Origin of the sequence: Vibrio sp. ZF 223 (genome assembly GCF_003050585.1) — a bacterium.
Classification (GTDB): domain Bacteria; phylum Pseudomonadota; class Gammaproteobacteria; order Enterobacterales; family Vibrionaceae; genus Vibrio; species Vibrio crassostreae.
Map to the genome: position 1 here is coordinate 35,744 of NZ_PIGB01000014.1, position 12,310 is coordinate 48,053.

Sequence of the window (12,310 nt, forward strand, 5' to 3'; positions counted from 1 at the left end):
TTCCCTAGAGCACACCGATTTGAACAGCCAAGTAAGTAGGTACTTACTTGGCTGCTTATTTACGTTTAATCCGATCTGGGAGTGATTAGAATCGGAAACTAATACGCTCTGCGTTAAGTACTTCTTGTACTTGAGCTGTGTCTGTTAGTAGGTTCACCGTCATTTTTTCAGTGTTGCTGAACTTAGAGAACCACTGAGTGCTAACTGTGTCTAGCTTAGCAACATCTGAACATTCATAGTGGTACTCAACAGTGAACTCACCGTGGCCACCTTGTGAGTGATCATGGCCTTCATGGTCGTGGTGCTCGTGACCTTCATGGTCTTTGTGGTCATCATGATCATGATCATGATCATGATCATGTTCAGCATGGTCATGGTCATGGTCTTTGTGGTCATCATGATCGTGTTCAGCATGGTCATGGTCTTTGTGGTCGTCATGATCGTGCTCAGCGTGGTCTTTGTGGTCGTCATGATCGTGCTCAGCGTGGTCTTTGTGGTCCTCATGACCGTGTTCAGCGTGATCATGGCCTTCATGCTCATCATGATCGCCTTCTAGCGTGTTAGTCACTGATTTAAACTTCAGAGTACAGCTCGCATTGTTAAAGCTAAACAGTTCGTCTGGCTTGTTCAGTTGTGCGATAGCTTGTTCAAACACTTTCTTTTGCTCAGCGCTTTCTGGTGCATGTTCAAAGCCAACCACATCGGCGCCTGGTGCTGTTACTTCAACAAGCAGTTCTTGCCCATCTTGCGCGATGTTTACTTCAACTTGACCATGTACGTGTGCATCATGAGAGCGGAATTCTTCGTTAGCTAGAACATTTGTAGAGACAGTCATGCCGATAACAACGGCTAAAATAGAAGGTTTCATGTTTTGTTTCCTGAATAAAGGTTAATTAAAAAGTAGTGGTAATTAAGCGATATTTACAGGAGGTGAGCGTGCCAAGTAAGCGAAGTATAGCCGCTGTAGTGAAGTTACTGATTCTGTGATAACGGCAGTAAACTCTGAATGAAACTCTGGAACTTGTGGCAGCGAGTGTGCCGTAGTGAACTGATTTATTGAAAACAGCTCACAGTGATGCGAAGTGTGGTGCTCTGGGTCAATGTCCACCATGTGTGTTGCTGCTAACACGCTTAGCATGAGCATCAGCCCAAGCAACAAGCCTGTTTTGCGTTTCACATTGTTGGGTGTGTCTTGCCACATCAGGATGATTAACCACAGAATAAAAAAAGGATACTGTTATAATATAACAATATCCTTTGATAAGATCTCGAAAAAGAGGTGAATATCTGATTAAAGACTCGCTTTAATCAATTCAATGACTTGCGTGACCTCTGATTCGTTAAGTGCGCCTTCTTTCACAAACAAGATTTTCCCTTGTTTATCTTGAACGATAATCGCTGAGCTCTCTTCTTTCAGAGCCCAAGATGAAGCGACGGTGCCATCTTCGTCTAACACCATAGAAGACCATGGAAACTCTTCTTTGCTGCTTTCTGCTGACGATTTAACAAAAGAACCCGTACCCCAGATAGCATCATCTTGGTTGATGATGGTGGTGGTTTGGTAGCTGTCTTCTGAGAACTTCGAGGCGGTAATGGCTGCCATCAATGGTGCGTTTAGCTCTTTAGAGCTGCTACGGCCAGCGATAGCTTGAACGACGCGAACTTTACCTAGGAGGTTGCTGGTTGCCCAAGTTTGATATCCGGTATTACCGTCGTTTAGAACGATTTCACCATAGTTGCTAACATCAACAGCAGGCAGAGTTGAACCTACAGATAGATTGTGAGCATTGGCGAAGAGTGGAGAGGCTGCGGCTAAAAAAGCCAGTAGAGTTTTGTTTTTCATTATATTTTTGTTCCGCTTATTGGTTTGCACTGGAAGTATAATATGAAATTTGAAAAATGCCTCTTTAACTTTTTTATCGTACGATGTAGAAATAAGTTGCAGGCTTGTTACCAAAAGGTATAATGCATCAATATCAAGATGAACAATAGATTATCTTGCTGTTTGCTAAAGGAATTAGCGATTAAATGTGCTTCGAATACGGTGGTGTTCAGGTGTGTGACTGTAGTACTCAAATGGAATTGAGGTTGTATTATGTTAAGAAAATTTTCTACTTACCGTCCACATCAGGTGGCGCGTTTCGTTAAAGTCCTGTTCAAGGGCCAATTTGCTATCGAAGGTGTCGGAGAGTTTCGCTTCGACCAAGGCAAGGTGCTTCTTCCTGAAGTTTCAGACAAACAAAAGCTCACTATTTTTAAAGAAGTTAACGGCACGATTGCTGCGTTGCCGGTGTAACTGCGCTTTATCGATTTGTTTGCACCGAATAGATTAACAATGAAGAGGGCTTCCTAATGGAAGCCCTTTTTTAATGCGTGTCGTTCTCGCTGGTATGTCGAACGGCACTTTATTGTGGAGGGAAGCAGACACCGGTTCCACCCAACCCGCAATAACCATTCGGGTTTTTAGCTAGGTATTGCTGGTGGTAGGTTTCTGCGAAAAAATATTTTCCAGCAGGCAGAACTTCCGTCGTGATCTCGTTGCCTAATGATTCAGTCATTGCTCGTTGATATTCACGTTTAGAGTGCTCAGCGATAGATTGTTGTTCTTCACTGAAGGTGTAAATCGCGGAACGGTATTGAGTCCCTAAATCGTTGCCTTGGCGCATCCCTTGAGTTGGGTCATGACGCTCCCAAAAGGTTTCAAGTATTCGAGCTAGAGAGGTTTGTTCGCTATCGAAAATGACACGAACGACTTCGGTATGGCCAGTTTGTCCAGTACATACTTGTTCATAAGTGGGGTTAACAGTGTATCCGCCAGCGTAACCAACGGATGTTGAAATAACGCCATCCAATTGCCAAAACAAGCGCTCAGCTCCCCAGAAGCATCCCATACCAAGTAGGACTTCTTGTTGAGAACTCGTAGGCGCATCGAGCAGGTCAGTTTGATTGACGAAATGGCGCTCAGTAATTCGAATTGGGTCAGCATTTCCCGGTAATGCGGTTGCTGCAGAAACCAGTTGTTGTTTGTTTAGCATGTTATATTCCTTTTCGCATACGTTTACCGCGCTGGCTTTTATTTAACATGGGTTCATATTAACTGTTGGTCAATATTGAATAAGTCTTTAAATTAGACCGTGTTATTCCAGGATTTATTACAGACTCAATGCCTATTTAGCGGTATTATTTCTTTTCACTTATTAACGTATTGATAACTTCTTCACCAATTAAACATGATAAGAAAAACTTTACCAGTTCTGATTGGCACTCTACTGTCATCGACGCTCGCTTTCGCTGACGTTTCCCTCGAAATCAAAGGGCTGGATGGAGCGCTTGAGGATAATGTTGATGCTTATCTGAGTGCGATCCCTGAAGAAGAGTATTCGATCTCACTAAGGTTCCAATCTCGCTTGGAATCTATGATTAAAGAAGCCCTGAATGCGTTAGGCTACTACCAACCTGTTATCACATTTACTCACTCCGAAGATGATACCGAGTTGACCGTTACGGTTGAGTCGGGAGAGCCTGTTATTATTTATGCTTCCGATATCGTTCTGACGGGTGAAGCCAAAGATGACCCAGACTTTCTAGCGTTGATCGCTAAGAGTAAGCTGTCTAAAGGTTCAATCTTGAACCATGGTAATTATGACTCTTTGAAATCGTCGATACGTAATCTTGGATTAGCGAAAGGCTATTTTGATGGGGCATATGACCTCAGTAAGCTAGAAGTCGCCCCTGAATTAAACCGCGCTTATGTTCGTCTTCATTATAACAGTGGTATTCGCTATCACTTTGGTACCACTCAGGTTACTGGTAGCCAAATAGAAGAGGATAAGGTGCAGTCACTCAAACCATTTAAAGATGGCGAACCTTACTCCATTACCAAAGTTGGTGAGTACAACCAAAATCTATCTAATACTGATTGGTTCTCGTCGGTATTTGTTGAGCCTGATTTAAGCCAGTTGGGTGAGGGCAGAGAGATTCCGATGAAGGTTAGCCTTGCTCCACAAGCTCGTAACCAAATCGAAACGGGTATCGGTGTCTCAACAGACCTTGGTGTGAAAGGCACTCTTAAATGGAAAAAACCTTGGGTTAACGAAAAAGGCCATAGCTTCAATAGTAGCTTGTCGATTTCTAAGCCTGAACAGACGATTACGGCGGCGTATAAAATCCCATTGGATGACGTACTTAATGACTACTATCAAGTTAAGTACGGTATGAAGAACTTAGATAACCGAGATACCAAAAGTTTGGAATCAAATTTAGCCTTAGAAAGGTATTGGCGTCTGGATAATGGCTGGCAGCGCACGGTATTCATTCGGTACTTGGTCGAAAACTATGAGCAAGGTTTACAAGACGATTTAGCACAATTTGTATTGCCGGGGATCTCGTTCTCACGAACTCGAACACGAGGCGGTTCGATGCCGATGTGGGGCGATAAACAAACCATTATGTTTGAGGCGGCTGATGACACATTGTTATCTGAAACCAAGGTGGTACGTTTTCAAGGGCGAACGGCATGGATACGAAGTATTGGCAATAACCATCGTGGTTTAACTCGCCTTCAATTCGGCGGTAACTTTGCAGACGAGTTTGAGAAGCTGTCTCCCTCGCTAAGGTTCTTTGCCGGTGGTGACAACAGTATCCGTGGTTATGGTTATGAGTCTATCTCTCCTCGCGATGAAAGTGGCGCACTAACGGGTGCAAAATTCATGGCAACCAGTTCGTTTGAATACCAATACCGTTTGGTTGGAAACTGGTGGGGGGCGGCATTCTACGACATTGGTGATGCATTCAATGACAAGCCAGATTGGAAGCACGGTACCGGAGTCGGGGTACGGTGGGCCTCTCCTGTTGGCCCAGTGAGTTTAGACTTTGCTTGGGGTCTAGATGCGAAGAAAGGCGATGAGTTCCAACTGCACTTTAGTTTAGGACCAGAATTATGATCAAAGTAGTGGGCAAGTGCATCAAGTGGACGTCGATTTCATTGACGTCTATTTTGCTGTTGTTGATAGCCCTGCTAGGTTTTGTTTTGTTTACCAATCCAGGGTTGAACACTGTGCTGTGGGGCGCAGAGAAAGCGTTGCCACAACTTAAAGTGGAAAGTACCAAAGGGGCACTTTTCCCAAGCTTTACGCTTAATAACGTTCAGTTTAAAGATGACAGCCTGTATATCGATACCAAGGTTCAAAAGCTGAACTTGGCTATTAATCCTCGCTGCCTGCTCGATCCTAAGCTGTGTGTCGATCGTTTAGCTATTCAGGGGTTGGACTTCGCATTTACTGAATTACCGCCAGCTTCTACAGAAGAAGCAGAGCCTACTCCGCCCGTAACATCGGTAAAAACACCACTACCAATCGTGATCAATCGAATCGCTTTATCTGATATCAAACTGAATATCCTAGGTCATGAAATTGAATGGAGCCTGTTCTCTACGGCTTTGAGTATGCAGGGCGAAAAGCTGACGGTATCGCCAACCTTATTCAATGATCTGAAAGTTAAACTCGCGGAATCGACAGAAGCACCGCAAGCAGAAGCTGTCGAGCCAGAGACTGCTACTAAAACTGCTATCGAATTACCGGAAGTCTGGATTCCTTTACAGATTATGTTGGAGCGTTTTGATCTCAACCGTTTTACCTTAGAGCAAGAAACGCCAATTGTGGTGAACCATCTTGGACTCGAGGCGCAAGCTGGTGGGCACTCTGTGAACGTTTCATCTCTCGAGCTCGACATGCCACAAGCAAGCGCGAATCTAACGACTAAGGTTGAGCTCAAAGGTGGCTACCCGCTAGACCTTTCTTTAGATGCTTTGGTGAAAGAAACCGACCTTGCTGGGCAGAAGTTGTCTCTGAAAGCGCAAGGTAGCGTGGCTAAACTAAACCTAGATTCCCAATTTTCTGAGCTGATTGAGGCAAAGTTGTCTGGGGAGATTCAACCGCTAGAGCCAACTCTACCGTTTGACCTTCTTTTAGAGGGCGGCCAAGCGCAATGGCCTCTTACAGGCAAAAGCGATTACCAAGCGACAATTGATCAATTCAAAGCTGATGGCTCACTAGATCGTTTCAATGTTCTACTTAAAGGTGAAGCGGATGGTAAGGAGATTCCTGCCCTAGCCATCGACCTAAAGGGTAAAGGTACCACTGAACAAATAGAGCTTGAGCGACTGAAACTGAAGACCTTGGGCGGTGAACTCAATGGTGTCGTTAAAGCGAACTGGAAAAAGCTTGTGAATTGGCAAGCGGATGTGACCCTAAAAGACATTCAGCCTGGTCTGCAATGGCCAGAAGCGGAAGGTAACATCAGCGGTAGTTTAGTGACTTCGGGGGAGTTGACCGAAGCTGGTGGCTGGGCGATTGAGCTACCTAAGCTTGATATCGAGGGTATCTTGCGTGATTACCCGTTGGACATCGAAGGTCAGTTGTCAGCGTCGGATCGTAGTGCAAGTGGTGAGCCTAAACTGCAAACCAGCGGCTTGAGCTTGGCTCATGGTGTTAACTCGATTAAGGCACAGGGACAGCTTGATAAGCAATGGGACATGGGCGTTGATATTTACTTCCCTGAGCTGGTGAAAAGTGTTCCAGACTTGAAAGGACAAGTGATTGGTAACATCCAACTTAGCGGCCCTACGAAAGAGCCTGAAGTCGATCTTGCACTTAATGTTGATAAGGTCGATTGGAATAACGAAGCAACACTAGAATCCCTATCGCTTAATGGTTCGGTGGTTCCCCTACCATTGCCTGAAGCTCAAGCCGATCTTGTATTAAAAGCTAAGAACCTAACCTATCAAGATCAAAGTGTGGAAAGCATTGATCTTACGGTGAGTGGTGGCGAAAAGAAACACACAGTGACACTTGATGTGATATCCGACATCGTGTCGACCAGCTTGGCTATCTCTGGAAAATTGATTCAGAAGCCTTCTCTTATTTGGGATGGTTCGTTAGACAGAGTCAAAATCACCACTCAGCAGGGGCCTTGGGTATTAGACCAGCCTGTCGCGATAAAGGCGGACGTCGATAAGCAGTTTGCCGACGTTCAAGCGCACTGCTGGAAGCAATCTAGTTCGAGTGTCTGTCTGGATGAGGATATCCGCGCCGGAAAATCAGGTGAGGCTAAGATTGCAATCAATCAGTTCGACTTCGATCAGATCAAAGCCTTTGTTCCTAAAGAGACGGAACTGCAAGGTTTAGTGAATGTTAAAGCTCATGCCAAGTGGTCTGAACAAGGTGAGCCTGAGGTTACGGTAAGCGTTGATATGCCGAAAGGTCAGGTTGTTCAACAAGTTGGCGAGCCCATCACACTGGGGTGGGAAAGCGTTGCATTGAATGCCCAGCTAAAAGACAACAAACTGGATGCCGACTTTAAGTTGGATGTTTCCGACAATGGTGATCTGTCTGGCACGGTGTCGCTACCGGATATTCTTGTCGAAGACAAAATGGTCGATGCTGCAATTAAGCTGACCACGTTCCACCTTGATTTCTTACAGCCACTCCTAGGTGAATATAGTTTATTAAAAGCCGACCTTGAGAGTGAGCTTCAAGTTAAAGGCTCTTTGATGCACCCTCAAGTATTTGGTCAATTCTTTGTTGATGGCATTCAAGTCAAAGGTGATGTTACGCCTGTTGATGTGAAAGATGGCCGTATCGCTCTCGACTTTGATGGTTATAGTGCAAAGTTGGATGCGAATATTGAAACGCCCGATGGTCACCTTGATATCGAGGGAGGCGGGGTTTGGCAAGATCTTAAAGCATGGCACTCTAACGTCAGAGTGTTTGCTGATGAGTTGATGGTTGATATTCCGCCGATGGTCAAGGTGAAGGTCGTGCCTGATATGACCATTGATGTCACACCAGAATTGGCGAAAATCACCGGTGATATTGCATTACCATGGGGACGAATTGTTGTAGAAGACTTACCACCGTCAGCGGTAGGTGTCTCTTCTGATCAAGTTATCTTGAATAAAGATCTAGAGCCAGAAAACGAAGATGCGATTCCATTCAATGTGATGACTAATATTAATATTTCTATTGGTGATGACTTTAAATTGTCTGCCTTTGGTCTTGAAGGTGATTTGGTCGGTAAGCTTAACGTGGCTCAAAAAGATCAAGGTCCTTTTATTACAGGCGAAGTAAACATCGTCGATGGTACTTACCAATCATTCGGGCAAGACCTGTTGATCGAAGAAGGTAAGATTCTAATGAACGGACCTCCGGACCAGCCATACGTCGCGATAAATGCGGTACGTAACCCTGATAATACTCAGGACGATGTGACAGCAGGTATTCGAGTGACTGGCCCAGCGACAGAGCCGACGATAGAGATTTATTCTGACCCTGCAATGCCGCAAGCCAATGCGCTGTCTTATATTTTGCGTGGCCAAGATATCGACGGTGAGTCGAGCGGTTCGATGACAACCACCTTAATTGGTTTGAGTTTAGCGAAGAGCGGTAAGGTTGTTGGCGAAATCGGTGAGGCATTTGGTGTACAGGATTTACAACTGGATACCGCAGGTTCTGGTGATGACTCACAAGTAACGGTAAGTGGTTACATTTTGCCAGGCTTACAGGTGAAGTATGGTGTGGGTATCTTCAACTCGTTGGGTGAGTTTACCGTTCGTTATCGATTGATGCAGGATCTCTATGTCGAAGCTGTATCTGGCCTAGACAGTGCAGTAGACCTTCTTTATCAATTTGAGTTCGAGTAACACTTTGAGCGGGATTGACTAGCGGATGACGAATACTAGGGAGTGGGTATGCAGCACCTCGTTTTTGTTTATGGGACATTGAGAAAAGATCAATCGAACCACTACTATTTAAAACAGTGTGAGTGTTTAGGAAGGTTTGACACACCAGAGGAATACGCACTTTTTGATTTAGGTGCCTATCCGGCGATGATTCTTGGAAAGAAAAGTGTCGCTGGTGAGGTCTATATCATTAACGACGAAATTTTAGAGTCGCTCGATCGGCTAGAAGATGTTCCTGTTGAGTATCGTCGCGAGCAAATAGAGACTATATTTGGATTAGCATGGGTATATTTGTATCAGCTTGATCTAACAGCTAATAAAGAAATACTTTCGGGTAACTGGTGTAAGCGGAACAACCCGCTATAGTGAATGAACTACTGGAAGCATTCTGACGCAATAGCTAAAAGTCTCAATGTACAGGCTAGTCTTTTCCACTAGGAGGAAATTATGAAATATCTATTATTGGTGCTATCAGTAATGTTATTTGGTTGTGCGCAAACTCCGCCACCAACGTCAATGAACACAGCCGATTGGCAGAGCTTTGGCGAAGAAATGGCGCTAAAAGGAAAAACCAAGCAGACTGAAGCAAGCTTGGCTGAAGCCGCGTCTTCACCATCCATTGATGCAGACTTATATGCCGCTTATGGTCAAGGTTATGAAATGGGTAAAACTCAGTATTGTTCTCAAAACCCGAGAGCGCTAGGTCGCCGTGGTGAGACTTACCTTGGGATTTGTGACGACGTCGATAAATGGTTCCGTTTTAACTACGAACGTGGTGCTGAATCAAAGTATAGCGTTCAATAATTCGGTGATTGTTTAACGCAGCGAACAACAAAAAGCCAGCATGTGAATGCTGGCTTTTTTAATGACGTTAATTTAATAAATAAACGAATGGCTTAGTCTGGGTTAAGCTCAAGAAATTCTTCTACTTTTTTCACCATGTTCTTCGAACCGACAAAGAAAGGTACGCGTTGGTGTAGCTCTGTTGGTTTGATATCCATGATGCGTTGGGCACCATCGGATGCGATGCCACCCGCCTGCTCCATGATGAAGGCTATTGGGTTACATTCATACAATAAACGTAGCTTACCTTGAGGGTGGCTTTCTGTACTTGGGTACAGGTAGATGCCGCCTTTAAGCAGGTTACGGTGAAAATCAGATACAAGAGAACCAATGTAGCGAGAAGTGTAAGGGCGATTATCACTTGGTTCGCTTTCCTGACAGTATTTTATGTACTTCTTAACACCTGTAGGGAAACGAATGTAGTTACCTTCGTTGATTGAGTAAATTTTACCTTCGTCAGGGATCATCATATTTTCATGAGACAGACAGAAGGTACCCAATGATGGGTCGTAGGTGAAGCCATTTACGCCTGCACCAGTTGTGTATACAAGCATGGTTGAAGAACCGTAAATTACGTAACCTGCGGCCACCTGCTTATGTCCAGGTTGTAGGAAGTCTTCTTGCGTTGGTGGAGTTCCAATCGGTGATACTCGACGGTAGATAGAGAAAATGGTACCAACCGATACATTCACATCGATGTTTGAAGAACCATCAAGTGGATCCATCAGTACAACGTATTTTGCGTTTTTGTTGAGCTCTTTATTGAAGGCAACGGCTTCGTCTTCTTCTTCACTCGCGACGCCACAAACTTGATCTCGAGCTTCAAGTGCGGCTTTAAATTTGTCGTTAGCATACAGGTCTAGCTTTTGTTGCTCTTCACCTTGCACGTTGTCTGTACCAACAGCGCCAGTAATGTCGACAAGACCTGCTTTGTTAATTTCGCGGTTAACAATTTTTGCAGCAAGGCGAATTGATGACAAAAGGGATGATAGATCACCGCTTGCATGGGGGAAGTCATTTTGTTTTGCAACAATGAACTCACCAAGGGTGCGCATCTCAGACATGTTATTTCCTTAAACTTCTCTGAATATTAGGGGGGATTTGAGCACTATTGAATTTGCCTCTTGTACGGGCTTTATTCATCTAGACGCTTACCTAAATTCTAAAGGCTAGATCTTTTTAATGGTAATGAACTAAGCGACGCAGATCTCACTTACTATGTCGACTAAATTTGTTTTGCATTGTCACTCGCTTTTAATCGTCATTTAATGATAATGAGTGCTAGCCGTTTTAATTAGGCATCGTTTATTTAGCCAAGCGTTTGGAAGCAATTTATGCATATTCATATCTTAGGAATTTGTGGCACCTTCATGGGAGGTGCTGCGGTATTGGCTCGTCAATTAGGTCACAAGGTTACCGGTAGTGACGCGAATGTGTACCCACCAATGAGCACTTTGTTGGAATCTCAAGGGATTGAAATTATTGAAGGGTTCGACCCAAGCCAATTAGAACCAAGGCCGGATCTCGTGGTGATTGGCAATGCGATGAGTCGTGGCAACCCGTGTGTTGAGTATGTATTGGATAACAACCTTAGATACACCTCAGGCCCGCAATGGTTGCAAGAGTTCTTACTGCATGACCGTTGGGTATTGGCGGTATCGGGTACGCATGGCAAGACAACAACATCGAGCATGCTGGCTTGGGTCTTAGAGGACTGTGGCTATGCACCAGGCTTTTTAGTTGGTGGTGTGTTGGGTAACTTTGGTATTTCTGCTCGTCTTGGTGAAAGCATGTTCTTCGTGGTAGAAGCCGACGAATACGACAGTGCTTTTTTTGATAAACGATCTAAGTTCGTCCATTACCACCCAAGAACCTTGGTGATGAATAACCTAGAGTTCGATCATGCGGACATCTTCGATGATCTTGAGGCAATTAAACGTCAGTTTCATCACTTAGTGCGCACTGTGCCAAGCAATGGCCGTATTTTCTCACCTAAGCAAGATACGGCTATTCAAGACGTTCTATCTCGTGGCTGTTGGAGTGAGACTGAATCGAGTGGTGAACTCGGTGATTGGGATGCGAAGAAGCTGGTTAAAGACGGCTCTAAATTTGAGGTTTACTTCCAAGGCGAATGCGTTGGAACTGTCGACTGGGATTTGGTTGGCGACCATAACGTCAATAATGCTTTGATGGCGATTGCAGCTGCGCGACATGTAGGGGTGACACCTGATTTAGCGTGTGAATCGTTGGCGAAGTTCATCAACACCAAACGTCGTCTAGAGTTTAAAGGCGAAGTGGCAGGCGTTTCTGTCTATGACGATTTTGCACATCACCCAACGGCAATTGAACTTACGCTGGGCGGCTTACGTAATAAGGTCGACACGAAGAAAATCATTGCCGTGCTAGAGCCTCGTTCTGCCACCATGAAACGTGGTGTGCATAAAGAAACCCTGGCTGATTCGTTGAAGCAAGCGGATTCTAACTACTTATTCCAACCGGAAAACATTGGTTGGTCGGTACAAGATGTTGCGGACGCTTGTCACCAACCGGCACACGTGAGTGGTGACATGGATGCATTCGTTGCTAAAATTGTCTCAGAGGCACAAGCGGGCGACCAAATCTTGGTAATGAGTAATGGCGGTTTTGGTGGTATTCACCAAAAACTGTTGGATGGGTTGGCACTCAAAGGCTAATGGCGTTCACGACCTTATAATTTGAAGTAATTGAGAA

Annotated in this window: 11 protein-coding genes; 6 read left to right on the forward strand and 5 right to left on the reverse strand. The window is 44.7% G+C overall.

Annotated elements, in window-relative coordinates:
• Positions 1-85 precede the first annotated feature (85 nt).
• From zrgA to CWO13_RS21185, 3 genes are all read right to left on the reverse strand, one after another.
• Entirely contained in the window at positions 86-868 is a 783-nt protein-coding gene (gene zrgA, locus CWO13_RS21175; protein ID WP_108083450.1) for a zinc uptake protein ZrgA, read from the reverse strand.
• 42 nt (positions 869-910) lie between these two features.
• Complete coding sequence (locus tag CWO13_RS21180; protein WP_102432487.1) at positions 911-1,201, reverse strand: DUF2607 family protein; 291 nt, start codon at positions 1,199-1,201, stop codon at positions 911-913.
• Between the two features lie 90 nt (positions 1,202-1,291).
• Entirely contained in the window at positions 1,292-1,843 is a 552-nt protein-coding gene (locus tag CWO13_RS21185) for a YtfJ family protein (RefSeq protein WP_048659282.1), read from the reverse strand.
• 252 nt (positions 1,844-2,095) lie between these two features.
• On the opposite strand from CWO13_RS21185, the gene CWO13_RS21190 reads away from it, so the two are divergent.
• Positions 2,096-2,296 (forward strand): DUF1107 family protein, encoded by a 201-nt coding sequence (locus CWO13_RS21190; protein WP_019821424.1) that lies wholly within the window; start codon positions 2,096-2,098, stop codon positions 2,294-2,296.
• Between the two features lie 109 nt (positions 2,297-2,405).
• Here CWO13_RS21190 and msrA read toward each other — a convergent pair whose 3' ends face one another.
• On the reverse strand, positions 2,406-3,035 hold the full coding sequence (gene msrA / locus CWO13_RS21195; RefSeq protein ID WP_048662151.1) for a peptide-methionine (S)-S-oxide reductase MsrA: 630 nt from the start codon (positions 3,033-3,035) through the stop codon (positions 2,406-2,408).
• 195 nt (positions 3,036-3,230) lie between these two features.
• Here msrA and tamA point away from each other — a divergent pair, with 195 nt between their 5' ends.
• From tamA to CWO13_RS21215, 4 genes are all read left to right on the forward strand, one after another.
• Positions 3,231-4,943 (forward strand): autotransporter assembly complex protein TamA, encoded by a 1,713-nt coding sequence (gene tamA, locus CWO13_RS21200; RefSeq protein WP_048659280.1) that lies wholly within the window; start codon positions 3,231-3,233, stop codon positions 4,941-4,943.
• On the forward strand, positions 4,940-8,698 hold the full coding sequence (gene tamB, locus CWO13_RS21205) for an autotransporter assembly complex protein TamB (protein WP_108083451.1): 3,759 nt from the start codon (positions 4,940-4,942) through the stop codon (positions 8,696-8,698). Before tamA ends, tamB begins: the two co-directional genes overlap by 4 nt.
• A gap of 48 nt (positions 8,699-8,746) precedes the next feature.
• Positions 8,747-9,103, forward strand: coding sequence for a gamma-glutamylcyclotransferase family protein (locus CWO13_RS21210; protein ID WP_048659278.1), 357 nt, complete (start codon positions 8,747-8,749; stop codon positions 9,101-9,103).
• Between the two features lie 81 nt (positions 9,104-9,184).
• Positions 9,185-9,541 (forward strand): DUF2799 domain-containing protein, encoded by a 357-nt coding sequence (locus CWO13_RS21215; RefSeq protein WP_048659277.1) that lies wholly within the window; start codon positions 9,185-9,187, stop codon positions 9,539-9,541.
• Positions 9,542-9,633: 92 nt separating this feature from the next.
• Here the strand turns inward: CWO13_RS21215 and fbp are convergent, their stop codons facing one another.
• Entirely contained in the window at positions 9,634-10,644 is a 1,011-nt protein-coding gene (fbp, locus tag CWO13_RS21220; protein ID WP_048659276.1) for a class 1 fructose-bisphosphatase, read from the reverse strand.
• Between the two features lie 270 nt (positions 10,645-10,914).
• On the opposite strand from fbp, the gene mpl reads away from it, so the two are divergent.
• Positions 10,915-12,273 carry a UDP-N-acetylmuramate:L-alanyl-gamma-D-glutamyl-meso-diaminopimelate ligase gene (gene mpl, locus CWO13_RS21225; RefSeq protein WP_108083452.1) on the forward strand — a complete coding sequence of 453 codons (1,359 nt, stop codon included), beginning with the start codon at positions 10,915-10,917 and terminating at the stop codon, positions 12,271-12,273.
• Positions 12,274-12,310 lie beyond the last annotated feature (37 nt).

Coding starts and splice junctions, on each gene's coding strand:
- msrA (WP_048662151.1), bottom strand. CDS start 3,035: ATGCTAAACAAACAACAACTGGTTTCTGCAGCAACCGCATTACCGGGA.
- fbp (WP_048659276.1), bottom strand. CDS start 10,644: ATGTCTGAGATGCGCACCCTTGGTGAGTTCATTGTTGCAAAACAAAAT.
- zrgA (WP_108083450.1), bottom strand. CDS start 868: ATGAAACCTTCTATTTTAGCCGTTGTTATCGGCATGACTGTCTCTACA.
- CWO13_RS21180 (WP_102432487.1), bottom strand. CDS start 1,201: ATGTGGCAAGACACACCCAACAATGTGAAACGCAAAACAGGCTTGTTG.
- CWO13_RS21185 (WP_048659282.1), bottom strand. CDS start 1,843: ATGAAAAACAAAACTCTACTGGCTTTTTTAGCCGCAGCCTCTCCACTC.
- CWO13_RS21215 (WP_048659277.1), top strand. CDS start 9,185: ATGAAATATCTATTATTGGTGCTATCAGTAATGTTATTTGGTTGTGCG.
- mpl (WP_108083452.1), top strand. CDS start 10,915: ATGCATATTCATATCTTAGGAATTTGTGGCACCTTCATGGGAGGTGCT.
- CWO13_RS21190 (WP_019821424.1), top strand. CDS start 2,096: ATGTTAAGAAAATTTTCTACTTACCGTCCACATCAGGTGGCGCGTTTC.
- CWO13_RS21210 (WP_048659278.1), top strand. CDS start 8,747: ATGCAGCACCTCGTTTTTGTTTATGGGACATTGAGAAAAGATCAATCG.
- tamB (WP_108083451.1), top strand. CDS start 4,940: ATGATCAAAGTAGTGGGCAAGTGCATCAAGTGGACGTCGATTTCATTG.
- tamA (WP_048659280.1), top strand. CDS start 3,231: ATGATAAGAAAAACTTTACCAGTTCTGATTGGCACTCTACTGTCATCG.